Genomic DNA, 18,116 nt, shown 5'->3' with positions numbered 1-18,116 from the left:
CATGGCCTCCTCCTCGGTGATGCGGAAGGTATCGCTGCGCAATCTGGGTGCGCACAAACTGCGACTCGCGCTGACGGTCTTCTCGATCGTGTTGGGTACCGCGTTCGTCGCGGGGTCGATCGTGTTCACGTCGACCATCTCGCAGGCGTTCAACTCGATCTTCGACAACGCGGCGCCAGGTGTGTCCGTCGAGGTGACCCCGGAGGATTCGAACTCCGCCGGCGTGCCGAATTCTGTTGTCGAACAATTGACCTCGCAGAAGAAGGAGCTCGGCGTCGACAAGCTGTCGACGAACTACACGGGCTTGGTGACCATCGCCGATTCGCGCGGCAAGGCGCTGCAAACCGGCGGTGCGCCGAGCTTGGGCTCCGCGTACATTCCGCCGAACGAGTCGCTGTCTCCCGACGACGGAAAACTGCTGCCGGGCGGACGTGCACCCACCGGCTACCAGGAGGTGGTGCTCAACCAATCGGCGGCGGAGAAGGGCGACCTCAAAGTCGGGTCGACCACGAAAGTGGTTGTCGGACAGGGTTCGAGTCAACCGATGGACGTCACGGTCGTCGGTATCAGTCAGCTCAAGGGCGACACCGGCGGGTACGTGAACGTGCAGTTCGAACGTAGCGCGGCAAGCCAACTGCTCTCCGACGGTGAGCACGTCGCGACGGTCGACATGTCCGCGGTCAGCGGCGTCAGCGACACCGAACTACGCGATCGGGTCAAGAACCTCCTCGCGTCGGATTCGTTCAAGGTTCGTACCGGAGATCAGGTGCGCCAGGACGAGAAGGACCGCGTCAACCAGTTCCTCACGATCTTCACCGGCATCCTGCTCGCCTTCGCCGCCATCGGCCTGGTGGTCGGCACCTTCATCATCTACAACACGTTCTCGATGATTGTGGCGCAACGTAATCGGGAGCTCGCACTGCTCCGGGCGGTGGGTGCCACCGAGCGTCAGGTGTCGCGGTCGGTGCTGTTCGAGGCGTTCATCGTCGGGGTGATCGGTGGACTCGTCGGTCTCGGCGTCGGCATCGGGCTCGCGGCTGCACTCAAGGCGATCACGTCGTCGACGTCGGGGCTGCCGCAGGCGTCGCTCAACGTGAGTGTGTGGGCGGTGCTCGCCGCACTGTTCGTCGGCGTTGTGGTGACGATGGTCAGCGCGTGGGTTCCCGCCGTGCGTGCTGCTCGGGTGCCACCCGTCGAAGCCATGCGAGCGAGCGACGCCGAGCGTGCGTCGTCGTTGCGCAACCGCACGATCGCAGGAGTGGTGTTCGGTGTGATCGCCGTTGTCGCGATCGTGTGGGGCGCCATGGGGGAGGGCATGCTGCGTGCGATCATCGTCGGTGTGGGCGCGGGTGCCGCGATTCTGGCGGCCGTGCTCGCGGGCCCAGCCCTACTGCAGCCGGTGGTCGGTGTGCTCGGACGAGTCATCGGCGCACCCTTCGGGTCGATCGGCTACCTGGCCCGGACCAACGCGATGCGCAATCCACGACGCAGCTCCGCGACGGCCTTCGCGCTGACGCTCGGTCTGATCCTGGTGGCCGTGATCGGCACGCTCGGAACATCATTCAAGGGCACCGTCGACACCGCGGTCGATACGGGAATCACCGCTGACTACATCGTGACCGGCACCAACAATCTGCCGATCTCGCCTGCGGTCGCCGAGGCCGTGAAAGGTGTGAAGGGCGTTGAGGATTCGGTGAGCCTCGGTGTGGTGCAGGCGAGGATCGGCGACACCAAGTCCAGTGGTTACGCACCACTCGGCGGCCAGATCAGCACCGTCGCCAACATCGACATGCTCGACGGCGCGTCGGATCAACTCCCGGACAACGGGATGTTCGTCAGTCAGCGAACGAGCAACGACAAGGGCTGGAAGCGTGGTGACACAGTCACTTTCACCTCGTCGCTCGGCGACAAGGTTCCCGCTCGGGTCGACGGGGTGTACGCCGACAACGAATCGTTGCAGCCGTGGCTGGTCGGCAGCAAGGTCTACGAGTCATTGATGCCGGAGCCCGCGCGGATGAGCTTCGGAGTATTCGTCAAGGCCAAGCCCGGCGTCGACTCATCAACGCTCCGAACAGATCTCGAGAACGCGACCAATTCGTTCCTCACCGTGCAGGTGCAAGATCGTGAACAGTTCAAGAGCAGTCTGTCGCAGCAGATCGACCAGATGCTCGGCGTCCTGTACGCGATGCTCGGGTTGGCGTTGGTCATCGCGATCCTCGGCATCGTCAACACGCTGGCGCTGTCGGTGGTGGAGCGGCGCCGCGAGATCGGGATGCTCCGCGCGGTCGGCATGGTGCGCGGTCAGGTTCGACGCAGCATCTACCTCGAGTCGGTGTTCATCGCCATCTACGGTGCGCTCGTCGGTGTGGTGATCGGCGTGGTCGTCGGATGGGCGCTGGTGCGCACGCTGGCGCGCTGGGGCCTCGGCGATCCGGTCCTGCCGTGGACGCTCATCGTCGTGACGCTCATCGGCGCGGGCGTCGTCGGAGTGCTCGCCGCGCTGTGGCCCGCCAACCGCGCCGCCCGCACCCGACCACTCGAGGCGATCGCCGAGGCGTGAGCGTCGAGTTGGAGCCGCTCTCTGGGACAGGCGGAGTGCTCTAGTACGGGAGCGCATCGATCTGCCGTGCGGGTCGGGCCGTCGTCCTGCCCTGGCCCGACGACCACTGGGGGACAAACGGCTATGCCACCGCGAGGTCTTGGACCAGTCCCACGTGTGGCGACGGCGCGTTTGGCACAATCGGCGCCATGACGCGACCACCCGAGGACCCGAACGACCCGGCCGAGCACCCGGAGACCCGGGCATTTGACCCCAACGAGGACCCCTCGGGCGGCGGCGACCCGACGGCGCGCACCGAGGCCTACTCACAGCACGATCCCTACGCCAACCAGCCGTACGGGGACCAGCAGCCGTACGAGGACCAGCAGCAGTACGGGTACGGGGAGCAGGGCTATGCCGATCGGGGCTACCCAGACCAGGGCTACGGGCAGCAGGAGTACGGCCAGCAGAGCTACGGGCAGCAGGAGTACGGCAACCAGGGCTACGACCAGCAGGGCTACGGGAACGAGCAGCAGCCGGGACAGGACCCCGACTCGTCAGGCGGGGGCAAGCGCACCGCGATCCTGGTGGTGGCGATCATCGCGGTCATCGCGCTGATCGCCGTCGTTGCCTACGCGATCATCCGCAGTTCGGGAGGCGACGGCGACACGGTCGCGACCACAGCGCCCGCGACCACCACGGTGACCACCACGCCCACCACGACGACGACCGAGGAAACCACCACCGAGGAGACCACCACCACGACGACGCCCGCGCCCGCAGCAGGGGCCGTGACCTACCAGATCACCGGCAACGGCGACGTCGTCGCACTGCGGTTCCGCAAGGGCAACGACTACGAGATCGTCGCGGCGACCGGCACTCCCTGGTCGCGGCAGGCCACCATCACCGGCGACAATGCCGAACTCACCGCCGTTGTCGTGCGCGGTCCGGTGACCTGCAACATCCTTCGCGGTGAGGAACTGCTCGCCTCGGCGACCAGCAACGGCGGCACACTGCGCTGCGCAGCAGGTCTCTGAACCCAGGCACGCATCGGCATCAGATCAGCGCGGCTCGAGCACCAGCACCAGATTCGTGGCGGCCACCTCGCGCACCAGCGGCACGCGCAGCACCCACCACGCCCAGCTCGGCAGGTAGCGCGGGAAGGCGGCGACGAGCCGTGCGCGGCCGCGTCGGGAGCGAGCCCACCGCAGACCGTCGTCGGCGGTCACGGCAAACAGCGATGTGCCGAACAGGTTCTTCGGCGGATGCCCGTGGCGTCGCGTGTACCAGCGCGCGGCTCGGGCGCCGCCGAAGTAGTGCCGCAGACCCATCTCGTGTCCACCGAACGGACCCCACCACAGCGTGTAACTGATGATCACGATGCCGCCGGGACGTGTCACCCGCAGCATCTCATCGGCCATCTCCCATGGCGCAGGCGTGTGTTCGACGACGTTCGACGAGATGCAGATGTCGACGGACCCGTCGGCGAACGGTATCTGCTGACCCGACGCACGCACCGATCCCCGATGTTCCAGACCGCCCGCATGCATTTCGGACGGGTCGGGCTCCACCGACAGATACGACGCCCCGCGCAGGCGAAACGCATCGGCGAAGTAGCCGGGACCGCCGCCGACATCGAGCACCACAGCACCGTCGAGCTCGGCGAAGGCGCCCACGAGGTCGGCGGTGTCGTCGGCGAGGGAGCGGTAGAAGCGGGCGGGATCGGACTGCTCGTAGCGGAAGTCGTTGAGCAGCCCCGCCGCGCGTCGGAGCGTGGCGAGTCGAGCCATCGCGGCGTCGGCACGTGTCGTGGTCGTGCCCGTCGTCGAGGAGGCTGTGGTCGTTCTCGGTCGCGGCACGAGAGGAGATGCTACCGGGGTGGTTGCGTAGCATTGTCGGCGATGAACACCCCGTCCGACGTCGTGCTGCTGTGCTGGCGCGATACCCGCCACCCCCAGGGTGGGGGCAGCGAAACCTACCTCGAGCGGGTCGGTGCGGAACTCTCTCGACGCGGAATGCGCGTCACCTACCTGACCTCGTCGTACCCGGGTGCGTTGCGCACCGAGGATCGCGACGGCATGCGCTTCGTGCGGGTAGGGGGTCGGATCACCGTGTACCCCGCGATTCTGGCGATGCTCGTCGCCGGTCGGTTGGGCTTGGGCCCGCTCGCGGGAGTCTCACCCGTCGCCACGGTGGACACGCAGAACGGCATCCCGTTCTTCGCCACACTGGTCTCGTCGTCGCCGACCATCGTGCTCGTGCATCACTGTCACCGTGAGCAGTGGCCGGTGGCCGGCCGACTCCTCGGCAGACTGGGATGGTTCCTCGAGTCGCGGGTGTCGCCGCGGGTTCATCGGCGCAACCGGTACGTGACGGTGTCGGCGCCGTCGGCGCGTGAGCTCGTCGAACTCGGCGTCGACGACGATCGGATCACCGTGGTGCACAACGGAATCGACCCGACGCCTGAGTCGGCGGTGCCGCGGGCCGGCGATCACGACGTGGCTAGGCTGTGCGTGCTCTCGCGCCTCGTTCCGCACAAGCAGGTCGAGGACGCACTGCGGGTTCTTGCCGACCTGCACCGCGCGGGCGAGCGTGAGGTGCACCTCGACGTCATCGGCGACGGCTGGTGGTCGTCCCGATTACGTTCGGCAGCAAGAGAACTCGGCGTCGAGCGGCTTGTCACCTTTCATGGTCACGTGTCGAACGATCGCAAGTATCAGATCCTCGCCGAGGCCGACGTGCACCTGATGCCGTCCCGCAAGGAGGGATGGGGGCTTGCGGTCATCGAAGCCGCACAGATGGGTGTGCCGACCATCGGCTACCGCCACGCCACCGGACTCGCCGAATCGATCGACGACGCCGAGACAGGACTTCTCGTCGACGGCGTCGACGAGATGCTCTCCGCGACACGAAAACTCCTCGACAATCCGGCCGAGCGCAACCGCCTCGGTGTGGCCGCACGCACACGGGCACAACGCTATTCATGGTCGGCGACGGCCGACGGCTTCATGTCGGTCTTCGATCACTCCTCGCGCGGCTGAACCTCACTGCGAGCCCGACGGCGCCGCAGCGACCACAGCGCAGCCACGCCGCCGCAGATGATCAGTGCGGCCCAGACAAGGTGTGCCGCATAGGCCGTCGCCCATGCCGCACTGGAAGCTCCGCCGACGTCGGCCGGGTTGTCGATGCGGAACAGGACGAGATCGTGGCCGCGGAAAACGACGTCCGCGCGGCCGGCCAGTGCGGTTGGTATGTCGGGTTGAGCTGTGCCCGAGACGTTTTCGACGAGTACCCAACCGACGCCGAGCCGAGCGAGAGTTGCCGGATCGCCACCGGCGCGCAGCGCTTCGGTCACCTGCTGTGCACGCGGCGTCGCCTCGTCGACAGTCGCGCCGTCGACGACGAGTTCGCCCCATTCGACGACAGGCGCGCGCAGCATGCGTGCGGCCGGGTCGAGCGATGGCGAGTCGATGAAGGGGTACTGTCGCACGGTGCCGGGCGGCCAGAGTGCGACGTCGCCCGCGTCGGACGGCACGAGTTGTGCGACGCGCGCCCAGTCGTCTGGATACTGCACCGTCGAGAGTCGTCCGCCGATTCCCCACGCGAGGTCGGGCAGCGGTGCCACCACGAGAAGAATCACTGCCGCGAGCGCGAAACCCGAAGGGACGAGGTCACGTAACCTCCACACCGCCGCGGCGCTCGCCACCGTGACGATCGGCATCACCAACGCCACGAACTTCGACGAATCGCGCAGCAGGCCACCGCCCGGGATCGTGCTGACGATCTCGGCGAGTGCACTGCGGCCCGGTCCGAAGGCGGTGATCGTGAGTGCAACAACCACCACCACACCGAGTACGGCGAGGGCTCGCACGAGTGGAGCGTCGACAAGCAGTTCGCGCCTGCGCCACAACGTGATCGACCCGACCCCGACGACTGCGATCAGGCAGACCGTCGCGACCGCAGCCCACCAGAACGTGCGGCTCGCGGGCACAGCGTCGGCGTTCCAGATACCGCCGAGGCCAAGCACCGTGCCGAGCGGTCCGAGGGCAGGCTCCGAACGTAACCCGAAGGCGCGCACGCCCGCCGAGCCGTCCGTCGAGGTCGACGCAGAGGTCAGCAGCGCGGCCACGAGCCACGGCAACGCCGACAACGCCCACGCCACCAGCACACCGGCCACCCGCCGCGCGCGCGCCTGCCACGATGACGGCGCCACCTGCGACCCGCCGCCCGCAAGCGCACAGGCAACCGCGACGACGAGACCGAAAAGTGAACCGCTCGGCGTGAATCCGGCGACGCCGAGGAGTGCCGCCAACACCAACCAGTGACGCAACGCGGCAGTGAAACCGTAGTGCGCAGCAGCCAGCGTGATCCACCCCAGTGCGCCGTATCCGACGAGTAGCCCCCAGTGGCCCTGGAGAAGTCGTTCTGCGACAAAGGGATTCCACAGCGAGACGATCGTCGCAGCGACGGCCCCGGTCCGGCCCGCACCGGGAACAAGATGCGCTGCGAGTCTGCCGTATCCGACACCGCCTACGGTCAGTGCCGCGAACAGGATTGCCGTGACGAGGAATCCACCGTCGATGACCGAACTGCCCAGTGCCACAGCCCAATCCTGTGGAACGGCACGCGGTGGTAGATCGCCGATCCCCAACGTCGTGTCGGTGACATACGACCGAGGCGTCGACACCGCGTCGCGGTAGAGCAGATATCCCGGGCGCAGCAGCGGACCGAGGATCAGTGCGGTCAACGCCGCGCTGATCACCCAGAGCGTCGGCAGCAACCGGGACATGGCGTGCCGTGTGTTCTGAGTCCGGTGTTCTGAGTCCGTCGAACTCAGTAGTGGTAGGTGTCCGACGGCGCGGAGGCGTGACCGGGATCGACTTCGTACTCCGTGCCGGTCACCCCGTACGCGCGGGCGAGGTCGAGGATCTTGGTCGCGCGGGCGATGCGGGGCAGGTCGGAGCCGTTGCGGATCTCGCCTCCCTCGGCCTCGAACTCCGCGAAGAACTCTTTCGCCCAGGTGATCTCGTCGATCGACGGCGTGAGGCCCTCGTTGACCGGCGCGCACTGATCGGGGGTCAGACAGATCTTGCCGGTCATACCGAATTCGACGCTGACGGCGGTTGCCTCACTGAGCTTGAGTGCACTCGAGCCGACCGTCGGGCCGTCGATGGCGCTCGGTAGGTGGGCCGCCTTCGCGGCGATGGTGAACCGCGAGCGCGCGTACGCCAGGGTCATCGGGTTGTCGCCGAAGCCAGTGTCGCGGCGGAAGTCGCCGATGCCGAACGCCAGTCGGAAGGTGCCCTTCGCCGACGCGATCTCGCTGATGCGCTCGAGTCCGCGTGCCGTCTCGACCAGCGCGACGATCGGCACGTCTGGGAGCCGCTTGGCGGTCTCGGTGACGTGGTCGACGGACTCGACCATCGCGAGCATTACGCCGCCGATCGGGGTCTTCGAGAGCGCCTCGAGGTCGTCGGCCCACCACGGGGTGCCGAAGCCGTTGACACGCACCCAGTCTCCCGCGCCGCCCGGAAGCGGGTTGCCGTCGGGGCCGGTGCCGGGATCGCTGGTCAACCACCCGACGACGTTGTCGCGCGCGGTGAGCTTGTCCTTGGGAGCGACAGCATCCTCGATGTCGAGCACGACGATGTCGGCGCGCGACCGCGCGGCGTGTGCGAATCGATTGTGCTGGGCGCCGTTGACCAACAGCCAGCTACGCGCGAGAACCGGGTCGATGCGAAAGCCGACGTCGGTGCTCTCGACGTCGGTCTGCGTGTTCTGGTCATACATCGCTGTCTATCGTTTCACATCGGAGAGGCACACTTGACCATATGGTGCGTTCCCCCGTCGTCGGCCGCGTACCCGGGGGCATCTTCGATGCGGTCGGGTGGGTTGCCGTCGGTTCGATGCTCGCCAACGTCTGCGCCTACGCCGTTCATCTCGGTGCGGGTCGCTGGTGGCTGACGCCCGCGGAGTACGGCGAGCTGGCCGTCGCGCTCTCGGCACAGTTGGTGCTGACCGTTCCCGCGCTCGCGCTGCAGGCGGTGGTTGCTCGCGAAGTGGTTCACGGCCGCGATGACCTGCGGATACGTGCTCTCACCATACGGTGTGCACTTGCCGTGGCTGTGCTGGCGGTCATCGCCGTGCCGGTGGTCTCCGCGGTCGCGTCGACGTCGTGGACGCTCACCGCTGCAGGACTGGCGGCCGCGCCGCTGCTGACCGTCGTCGGCGGTGGTCAGGGTGTGCTGCAGGGACGTCGACGTTTCCGAACGCTCGGAGTCGTCCTCGCGGCGGTTGGGGTGGTTCGCTCTGCTCCGACGATCGCGGCACTCGCCGCGGGCGCCGGACCGACCGGAGCACTGCTGGCCGGCACGGTGGGGACCGCGGTGGCCGCCGCTGTCGTGTGGGGTCTCGCCGGCGCACGCATGCCCGCGGGGAGCAGCACGCCGGGTGCCGGACTGCCGGGTGCCGGCCTGTCGACCGTCGTCCGGGCGTCGCAGGTGCAGCTGGTGCTCGTGGTCGCGGTCTCGCTCGACGTCCTGCTCTCGCGCACCGTCCTCGACCCGCGTGATGCGGGCGTCTACGCCTTCGGTGCCATCGCGACGAAAGTCGCTTTCTGGCTGCCGCAAGCCGTCGGAGTCGTGTTCTATCCGCAACTGGCTGACCCGGCGTCGTCTGGTCGGTCACTGCGGCAGGCGGTCGGGGTGGTCGCCGGAATCGGGTTGGTGATCACGGCGCTCGGCGCGCTCGCCGGACCACTACTGCCCGTACTGATCGGCGACGACTACCGCCAGCTCACCGACCTGCTCGGACTGTTCGCCTTCACCGGCGCGGCGTTCGCGGTGCTCCAGGTGGCGCTGCTCGCGGCCATCGCGCACGACCGCACCCGAATCTCGGTCCTCGCCTGGCTCTTCCTCGCGATGGAGGCTGCCGCGATCCTTCTCCTCGGGCACAGCGTGATACGCCTCGCGGTGATCGCCGCCGTCGCGGCGACCGTCTCTGCGGTCACGACAACTCTTGTGGCTCTTCGTTTTTCGCATCGGACTCCGGATCGTCGTGCCGCCGACGGTGTGGTTGGTCGTCGTGCCTCCGACGGTGCGGCCGGTGATCGTCGACCCAACGCTGCCACCGACCAGGGAACGTGAGCAGCGCACCCGCGATCAGCGCCAGCGCGCCGACGATGCCCGCGATCAGCGGCACCACGCGCCCCCAGATGGTGACGGGTCCGGCGAGCGACGCCGCGTCGTCGGCCATCGTGCGCTGCGTCGGGGCGTCGAAGCCGAATGTCGCGCGCAGGTTGGTGAGCGCGATACCCGAGTCTGCGCCACCCGAGTCTGGGCTGCCGGCGCCGGCAGAACCAGTGACGCGGTAGGTCTGTTCGACGTCGACGCGTTCGTCGAGGATCACGCCCGTCGCGGCGTCGACCGAGATGTCCCACGTCGCCCGATGGTGCAGCGTCGCGGTGAGCTGCCGGTTCGGGTCACCGTCGGAGATGCCGAACCACGACGCCGGTCGTGTGATGCGCGTGGCCGGGGTGCCCGAGGGGGTTCCGGAGCCGATGGCGGCGAGGTCGGTGTCGGGGATCTCGGCGCGGTACCGGATCGCGGTACGGCCGCCCACCTGTGACTCCCCGACGTCGACGAGTGGGACGGTGCGACGCGTGGTGACGTCGAAGTACCGCGCGCCCGACGTCGGCGGATCGAACGGCAGCACGTAGGTGTAGCCACGACGATCCGGCGCCTGGACCGGTGCGGAGTTGCTGTCGTACTGGATCTCGGAGTTGCCCCGCGTTCCGCCGACGGCCCCGAGATCGGGCAGCGCGGAGTGACGGTTGAGCGTGACGCGGTCCCGGACCGCCGACACCGTCGGCGAGGTGCACGCGTCGGCACCCTCGGCGGGCGCGACCTCGCTGCCCGGTCGCGCGGCGTCGGACTCGGATTCCTTCCCGTCGAGCCAGATGCGGTCGGCCTGCACCGATGCGCCTGCCTGCAGCGTGACCCGTCGCGAATCGGCGGGACGCACCGCCACGACGCGTTGCTGGCGCACGAGGGTCGCGTCGAGGACACGTGCGCGTGGGGTGTTCAGCGAGCAGCGGTCGAGGATCTGCGCGTGCTCGTCGTCGGACATGCCTGCCGTCGACACCGTGGTCTGGTCGGTGCTGAGCGGGATGGTGCGGAGGCGGTCGACGAACAGAGTCGGCAACGCGATGGTCACCGCGATCAAGAAGGCGCCGAGAAAGATGAGAGTCGGCCCGATGAGGTCGGCCGTGCTGAAACGGCTCGGGTTCCGGGCCTGCGACATGGGCACGACACTACTGTTCGGCTGTTGTTCGCCTCTCGGGTGCCGGTTCGGGTGTCTGTTTGGTGGCCGGGTAGGCGCCGCGCGATGGCCCGTATCCTGGGCTGATGCCAGACCCATCGACGACGCAGAGCGCCCCGTCGTCGAGTCGCCCGGCGCCCAGGTTCTTCCCGCAGCTCGAGGGCATGCGCGCGGTGGCTGCGCTCGGGGTGCTCACCACGCACGTCGCCTTTCAGACGGGTGCCGTCGCGCTTCCGGTGATCGGCCCGATCCTCGGCAGACTCGACCTCGCCGTCGCACTGTTCTTCGCGCTGTCGGGGTTTCTGCTGTGGCGGCCGTGGGTGGCGAGCGCGCACGGCTGGTCGAGTGCGGGTCGGTCGGATCACGCGGCGCACCCTCCGATACGCCGCTATCTGCGGCACCGTGTGGTGCGCATCTGGCCTGCCTACCTCGTCGTCGTGGTCGTCGTGTTGACCCTGCTGCCCGAGGCGCAGGGTGCCGACGCGACGGTGTGGTTCGCCAACCTGACGCTCACGCAGGTCTTTGTGCCGCTGTCGCTGACCGCGGGGCTGACCCAGATGTGGAGCCTGTCGGTCGAGGTCGCGTTCTATCTTCTGCTCCCGATCCTGGGCTTCGCGTTGTTCGCACTGCGCGGCCGCAGCGTGTCGGCCCGTATCCCCGTGCTGCTCGCGCTCGGTGCGGTGAGCCTGAGCTGGGGATGGATTGCCGAATTGCTTCCGACACCCGACGGCGTCGAACCGACCAACTGGGTGCTCGGGCATCTCCCGTGGTTCGTCGCGGGGCTGGTGCTCGCCGAGGTCGCGGGTGCCGACGAGCTGGGCCAGCCGACTCGCTTCACGTGGGTGGTCGCCGCGGTCGGCGCTCGACGCAGGCTGATGCTCGTCGTGTTCGTCGTCGCGTACGGGCTCGCGTGCACACCTATCGCGGGCCCGACGGGACTGGGAGTTCTCGCGCCGTGGCAGTTCGCCGTGAAGATGGCGCTGGGCGCGATCTGCGGGTTCACACTGCTCGCCCCGCTGATCTGCTCGGATGGTCGGGCGGGGGTGCTGGCCAGGGTGTCCGACCGCCCGTTCCCGTTCCTGACCTCGCCGGCTATGCTCGCGCTCGGGCGGTGGTCGTACGGCATCTTCATCTGGCACGTCGCCGTGCTCGCGGTGGTGTTCGGGCTGTTCGGGATCGTCCCGTTCACCGGCCACACCGCGGTGGTGTGGATCATCACGGCGATCCTCAGCATCGGGATCTCGGCAACGAGTTACGCCTTCGTGGAGGAGCCGTCGCGCAACTGGCTGCGCTCCCGGGAAGCGCGGCGTCGAGGAGCGACGCCTGCCGCGCGCAGCCAGCGGGAGAGCGCGTCACGCGACGACTCCGGCAGGGCCGAGACGAGCGCCGACCAGACAGTGCTCGCTACCGCGACGAACGCGGGAAGCTGAACCCACCAGGCGAATCCGTTGTATCCGGACTCGGCATGCCACGGAGCCGCCGCGAGTCCGACGGTCGCCGCCAGCATCGCGACGAAAGTCAGTACCACCCGCGCTCTCGGACTCAGCGCCGCAACGGCTGCGCCGACGACGACGGAGATCGCCAAGCCCCACCACCCCGCCAGCAGCCACGACGCCGCCAGCCAGCCGGCACCGGCACACGCACACGCCGCGAGCGGCGTCGACGACTCGACGGTCGGCTCGGGTGCCGTGTCGGGGTCTCGTCGTGTGCGAATCGGCCATAGCGCAAGAACGAAAAGCACTGCGAGCAAGACGAATCCGACGAGCAGGGCCCAGCGGTAGGGCGTGTCGTAGCGGAACTCGAGAGAGATGGTTCCCGACGCTCCGGCCGGAACCTCCCACCCCTGCTGCCAGCCGTTGACGACGACCGGCCGCAGCTCGGTGCCTCCCGACTCAGTGCTTCCTGACCCTGTGCCTCCCAGTCGCGCAACCCATCCGGGATTCTCGCTCTCGGGAACGACGAGCAGCCGCGCGGCGTCGGCGGCGTCGACCTGTACCGAACGCGACGTCGACGACCAGGTGAGGACGTGTGGCTCCTGCGTCGAATTAGGTTGTGTGGCAGAAGCGTTCGACACTGCTGCTGTACCATAGCCGCCGCCTGCGTCGAGTCCGACCGTGTCGACGGTGAATGCGGTGCCCGGATTCGCCGACAGTTCCTGCTCGCCGGCACCGAGACCTATGGTCGGCGTGCAGGGCTGTGCGATCACCGGCTCGCCCCTGCGCAATGCCCCGGCCGTCGTCTGGATCTGCATGCCGATCACCTGGCCCGACACCGTGATTCCCACACCGCCGTTGCAGCCGACAGAGATCGGGCGTGCATCGTCGAGCGGCGGTGCCTGCGGGGCGGGTTCCACCTGCACCTCGGCGATCCCGGTGGGTGCGACGCTGGTGAATCCCAGGCTGTTGACGTCGATGAGGTCTTGTCGCGCAAGTACTGTGAGTGAAATATGGTCAGTGACTGCGGGATTCAGGTCGACGATGCCGTCGCTTCCGACGGTGTGTTCCTGCGGGCCGGTTCCGAGGTCGACCGACACGCGGGTCGGCGCCGCCGGATAGTCGTGCGGCACCACGAGGTGCAGGCGGTCGACACGCTGCGACGTCGGCAGCGATATGTCGAGGCGGGGGCGTGACTTTCGGCCGGGCTTGTCATCGTTCTTGTCGCCGTCCTTGCCATCGTCGCGGGCGGTCCACACGGTTGTCGGATCGCCGTCGACCGCCGCCTGTGCCGAGCCCCTCGGGTCCGACACCGACGACGACCCGCGCGCTGTCACGGCTCCCGGACGCGCCAGCAGTGCGTTGAGCGCATCGCCTTGTTTCGGTCGGAGCACCATCACAGGTGCGACGATGGTCGGTTGCGGCACCGACAGCACGCGCGTCATGACTCCGGGTGTCTCTGGCGAGAGACCAAGTCCACCTGCACATCTCACGACATCGGTGTCCGGAGTGCCCGGTGTGTTGTCGAGTAGACAGCTCGACCGACCCGAGAGTTCCTGGGAGAGAACCCAACTCGACACCTTCGTATCTGCCTGCAGCGTCGGTAGCACCACGCGGTGGCGGATGGTGAGCGGCATGCCGGACGAGAGATCGGTGAGCGCGACCTCACCGAGCGCGAACTGGTTTCCGGCAGAACCATTCTCGGTACTGATGGCACGAATCTGAATCCAGCGGGTCGGACCACTGGGTGCGGTCACCGTCACGGGCTTGTTCGGCTCGACGCCCTGCGCGACGGTCGTGCCCGCCTCGGTGGTGACCAGAATCGACGACACGTCTTCGCCGAGCGCCTTCGCGGTGGTCAGGCGGACGGCGAGATCGCTTCGCGGACGGGTGAAATCGATGCGCATCCACTGCCCGACCGCAGACGACAGTCCGCTGCTCGCCCATGCCGTCGACGTGTCGCCGTCGAACGCGGCGGCAGGTGAACTCGCGGGCGACGTCTGGCCCGGCTGGGTGGCGTCCGACGCCGAGCCCGACGTCGAGACCGATACCTCGCCGGGCGCATTGTCGAGAAGCCACTGTCCCTCGACGAGGGGCTGGCCGTCGACCGGGTAGTCGGGCGCGGCATTCTGGGTTCGGCGTGCATCGCCGGGTGCCCGGATCGCCGAGCTGTGGTCGTCGACGCGGCCGAAGTCGGTTTCGCGGTCGGCGGGGGTGTCGGTGACCACGAGCGGGGCGTTTTCGAGACCGGCGCGCGCGGCGTCGGACTCGAGAATCGAGGGGCCGAGCGGGGCCATGCCGAGTCGTGCACGCAGATCCTGCACCGCGGCAATCGATTCCGGGCCGCCCGAGATGCGGGCTGCCGACGCGGTGTCCGTCAGCATCGGGCCGGTCCCCGGGAACGACGCGGCGTCGGAGTTGCCGCCGTGGTCGACCGCGAAGATCTGGATGGCGGGCATGTCGGGGCGTAACCCGTTGTCCCGCACCACACCTCGCGCCGATGGCGGGCCGACGCGCGGGCCGAACGTCGCAACACGACGAAGACCGGGTGAGCCGGTGAGCGTCTGCTGGGCAAGCAGGGGGCGGGCCGACCGTGACGTCTCCGGGTCGAGATCGGCTCGTAGGACGACGAAGTCGATTCCCTGGCCCGCGAGAGTCGCGGAGAGTCCTGGTGAGGGGCGTCCGGCAGCGATGTCGCGTTGCACGGAGTCCATGGCGCGGATCGCGCCCGGCGGGGTCAGCGGTATGGCGTCACGCACCGCCCACGGCGTCGTCGAGAGTGGTTGGAGCGGTTCGTCGCGGGTGAGTCCCCAGAGCTGATCGGCGAACGGGGCACCGGGCACGACGAGCGCCCGACCGGGATGTGCTGCGTTGTTGTCGTCGGGGTTGTTGTCGTCTGGGTCATCTCCGTCGGCATGGTCGCGCAGCCAGTCGGCGGTTTGCTGCCAGTACCCGGGGATCGCGCGGTAGGTACCGTCCGGGGCCAACTGCCCGGTCCACACCAGCGAACCCGCACCGATCAGGGCGACGACGAGGACCATGGTCGCGGCGACCGGGCGCGAACGCTCGGGGTGTGCGAACGCGGAGAACGTTTCTCGCGCCGACGCCGTGCCCGGAAGAGGAACTCGGGCGAGCAGATGCGCGAATCCGAGGACCAACGGGATTCTGATGAACGGCTCGAACTTGTGGATGTTGCGGAGGAAAGCGCCGGGGCCGTCGAGAAAGACGCGGATCGGTTCGGCGATCGGCGACCCCAGGCCGCCCGCGTAGCCCACGCACATCAGCACGAGACCGACGACGAGAATGGTGACCCAGCGTCCGCGAAACGGCATGCGGCGCATGCAGAGTCCGGCGAGTCCCGCTGCCGCGAGTGTCCCGGTGGCGAGCACCGCCGCGGGTTGCGTCGTCAGCACGGCTCCCGCGACGCGCTCGGGCGAGACGAACGGCGTCCACGAGCTGGTCCCGCGCAGCACCTCCGTGAGCGACGTCCATTCCGTTGTCACACGCGAGGATTCGATGAAGTCGAGGAACGGGGGCGACACGCGCGACAGGATCAGCAGCGGCACCACCCACCACGCGCACGCGAGCACCAGCGCGCCCGCCCATGCGACGCCGAAGCGCAGGCCTCGGCGGGTGGTCTCGACTCGGGTGCTCGCTGCGCTCGCGCCCGGCTCGACCAGCGGGTGGGCCAGCCCGCTGATTGAGCCCCGCCCGCTGATTGAGCTTGTCGAAATCACCCACCACACCGCGGCGACGCCGAGTGCGGCGAGGGTGGCCACGGCGTTCACCGCGCCCATCAGCGCCACCGCGACCGCCGACCGGCACGCGTCGCGCCACAGCGGATACGGCGACGGCCGATCGGCGTCGAGCGCCCGCACCACCGGGATCAACACCCACGGTGCGAGCATCATCGGCAGTGTCTCCGACGAGATCGAGCCCAGCGTCGTCAACACTCGTGGGCTCAACACAAAGACCAGCGCCGCCAGAAGCCGGGAACCCGGTGAACCGATCCGCAGCAGTTCGGCGAGACGCACGATTCCCACGAATCCGACGGTCAGCAGGATGGCCCACCACAGACGCTGGGTGATCCACGGCGGAATGTGCGCCAACTCGCCGACGGCAAAGAACGCGCCGTGCGGGAAGAAGTAGCCGTACGCCTGATTCTGTACCTGCCCCATCGGAGCGGTCGGTGTCCACAGGTGAGCGGCTCTGGCCAAGAAGCCGAGCGGGTCTGCGGTGAGGTCGAGTTTGGTGTCGGCGGAGATGCGGCCCGGCGACTGCAGCAGGCTGACGATCAGCGCCACGAGGAAGACGACGCCGACGCCGCGTCGACTCAGGGCGTGGCCGTCAGAGCGCGTCTGACCGGCTGAATGCATCTGACGAACTGAGCGGTCGCGGAGCCTCAGATGCTGCGTGATTCGATGCGAGAAAGTCCGATGCGAGGTGCGCTCACTTGTCGTCGGCGTTCTGGCGTGAGCCGTAGTCGACGGACCCCTGCACGAACCCGCTGTTGGGGTTGATGTTGTTGACGTCTGTCGACGGGCTGTTCTCCGACGCGATCGCTCCGCCGAGGAATACCGCACCCAGGCCGACGATGATGCCGGCGATACCAGCCACGGCTCCGGCGATCAGTCGGTTGTTGCGCATGCGGACGAAACTACCATTTCGCCGGTCAACCTCAGATGGTGATCTCTGGGCGTGGCTCGGACTCGCACTTGGCGGGGACGATGAAGACCGGACGGTGACAGTGCTTGAGTACCCGTTCTGCGACGGATGAGCGAAGGAGCGCTTTGAAGCCGGTGGCGCCCCGGGTACCTGTCACCAACAGGTCGGCATCCAGCGAGTCGGCGGCCGCGATGAGTGCCGCCCACACCGTCGAATCGGCTTCGACCAGGGTTCCCGTGGCCTCCAGGCCCCACTCGGTCGCGAGTGCAACGCCGCGCGCGTTGGTCTCGGTCGCCTCGCGCTCGAGCGCCTCGTCGACTTCGATTTCTGCCCTCGTGTCCAGGTACGGCTGCATTCCTGCCGCCAACGAGGAGACGCGGGGAGCGCTCATCGCACCGGGCTCCCACGCGGTGACGACGTGCGCCACGCGGGCCTGGAGGAAGCGTGCTGCGTATCGGATGGCGCGATCGGCGTTCGGAGAGCCGTCGTAGGCGATCAGAAGGGTCTGGCCGGAACGGGAACGTTGGATCTTTTCGCGCTGGTCAGCGCCACCGGGGCCAAGTGGGCCGGTGGGGGAGGGTGACGACCCCGCAGCCATGGGGGAATCGTACATGCCAGACTCGGTACATGGGCCTTGATCGACGACGTTTCACACGTGTCCGGACGGTTGGCGTCGTGCTCGCTGTCGCCGCAACGCTGACGGCATGCCAGACCAGTTCGTCCGGTGGCGGATCGTCGGCGACGTCGGCGTATGCGTCGACTCCCACATCACAGAGCGTGCCCGCGTCGTCCGCGGCGTCGCCTGCAGTGGCACCCAATGCGTGTGGGGCGCCGGAGCTGTCACGAATGACGTTGCGACAGAAACTGGCTCAGCTCATCGTCGTCGGCGTCACGGGAACCGCCGACGCCACGCAGGTGGTGCAACGTGAGCACATCGGCGGCATCTTCGTCGGGAGTTGGACCGACAAGTCGATCCTGACCAGCGGCGCCGCCGCCCGACTGTCACGTTCGCAGCCCTTCCCGCTGATGGTGACCGTCGACCAGGAGGGTGGCCGCGTGTCGCGACTGTCGTCGCTCGGTATCGACAGTCCGTCGGCGCGCGAGCTGGCCCAGACCAAGACTCCCGCCCAGGTGCGCACCCTTGCGGCGTCGATCGGCGG

At 68.2% G+C, this 18,116-nt stretch carries 11 protein-coding genes and 1 pseudogene; 5 read left to right on the top strand and 7 right to left on the bottom strand.

What is annotated here, in order from left to right; genetic code table 11:
• Window position 1 precedes the first annotated feature (1 nt).
• Window positions 2–2,560 carry an ABC transporter permease gene (locus A5766_RS04300; protein ID WP_005207062.1) on the top strand — a complete coding sequence of 853 codons (2,559 nt, stop codon included), beginning with the start codon at window positions 2–4 and terminating at the stop codon, window positions 2,558–2,560.
• Between the two features lie 188 nt (window positions 2,561–2,748).
• Complete coding sequence (locus A5766_RS04295) at window positions 2,749–3,576, top strand: hypothetical protein (RefSeq protein WP_064903564.1); 828 nt, start codon at window positions 2,749–2,751, stop codon at window positions 3,574–3,576.
• A gap of 24 nt (window positions 3,577–3,600) precedes the next feature.
• On the opposite strand, the gene A5766_RS04290 is transcribed toward A5766_RS04295, so the two are convergent.
• Window positions 3,601–4,329 (bottom strand): class I SAM-dependent methyltransferase, encoded by a 729-nt coding sequence (locus A5766_RS04290; RefSeq protein WP_064861786.1) that lies wholly within the window; start codon window positions 4,327–4,329, stop codon window positions 3,601–3,603.
• Between the two features lie 111 nt (window positions 4,330–4,440).
• Between A5766_RS04290 and A5766_RS04285 the strand changes: the two genes are divergently transcribed.
• The gene (locus A5766_RS04285) at window positions 4,441–5,580 is read left to right on the top strand and encodes a glycosyltransferase family 4 protein (RefSeq protein WP_064903562.1); all 1,140 of its coding nucleotides are present in this window, start codon (window positions 4,441–4,443) and stop codon (window positions 5,578–5,580) included.
• Here A5766_RS04285 and A5766_RS04280 read toward each other — a convergent pair.
• From A5766_RS04280 to A5766_RS04260, 3 genes are all read right to left on the bottom strand, one after another.
• A complete protein-coding gene (locus tag A5766_RS04280; RefSeq protein ID WP_064903559.1) occupies window positions 5,562–7,328 on the bottom strand; it encodes a hypothetical protein in 1,767 nt (588 codons plus the stop codon). The genes A5766_RS04285 and A5766_RS04280 overlap by 19 nt on opposite strands.
• A 44-nt stretch (window positions 7,329–7,372) precedes the next feature.
• A complete protein-coding gene (locus A5766_RS04275) occupies window positions 7,373–8,329 on the bottom strand; it encodes an HpcH/HpaI aldolase/citrate lyase family protein (RefSeq protein ID WP_064903557.1) in 957 nt (318 codons plus the stop codon).
• 1,215 nt (window positions 8,330–9,544) lie between these two features.
• Entirely contained in the window at window positions 9,545–10,840 is a 1,296-nt protein-coding gene (locus A5766_RS04260) for a DUF3068 domain-containing protein (RefSeq protein ID WP_064903550.1), read from the bottom strand.
• Between the two features lie 104 nt (window positions 10,841–10,944).
• On the opposite strand from A5766_RS04260, the pseudogene A5766_RS23725 reads away from it, so the two are divergent.
• A pseudogene (locus A5766_RS23725) lies at window positions 10,945–12,093 on the top strand (acyltransferase family protein); the annotation flags it as partial.
• 17 nt (window positions 12,094–12,110) lie between these two features.
• Here the strand turns inward: A5766_RS23725 and A5766_RS25475 are convergent.
• From A5766_RS25475 to A5766_RS04240, 3 genes are all read right to left on the bottom strand, one after another.
• On the bottom strand, window positions 12,111–16,667 hold the full coding sequence (locus A5766_RS25475) for an alpha-(1->3)-arabinofuranosyltransferase (protein ID WP_231894539.1): 4,557 nt from the start codon (window positions 16,665–16,667) through the stop codon (window positions 12,111–12,113).
• 73 nt (window positions 16,668–16,740) lie between these two features.
• Window positions 16,741–16,938: a DUF2613 domain-containing protein gene (locus A5766_RS04245; protein ID WP_005205438.1), complete on the bottom strand. Its 198-nt coding sequence runs from the start codon at window positions 16,936–16,938 to the stop codon at window positions 16,741–16,743.
• 31 nt (window positions 16,939–16,969) lie between these two features.
• A complete protein-coding gene (locus tag A5766_RS04240) occupies window positions 16,970–17,569 on the bottom strand; it encodes a universal stress protein (protein ID WP_005205436.1) in 600 nt (199 codons plus the stop codon).
• A gap of 14 nt (window positions 17,570–17,583) precedes the next feature.
• Here A5766_RS04240 and A5766_RS24645 point away from each other — a divergent pair.
• The coding region (locus tag A5766_RS24645) for a glycoside hydrolase family 3 N-terminal domain-containing protein (protein WP_331710677.1) at window positions 17,584–18,116 on the top strand (533 nt) is incomplete at its 3' end.

Source organism: Gordonia sp. 852002-51296_SCH5728562-b (assembly GCF_001665475.1).
GTDB classification, from domain to species: domain Bacteria; phylum Actinomycetota; class Actinomycetes; order Mycobacteriales; family Mycobacteriaceae; genus Gordonia; species Gordonia sputi.
This window is presented reverse-complemented; position numbering and strand designations above follow the sequence as displayed.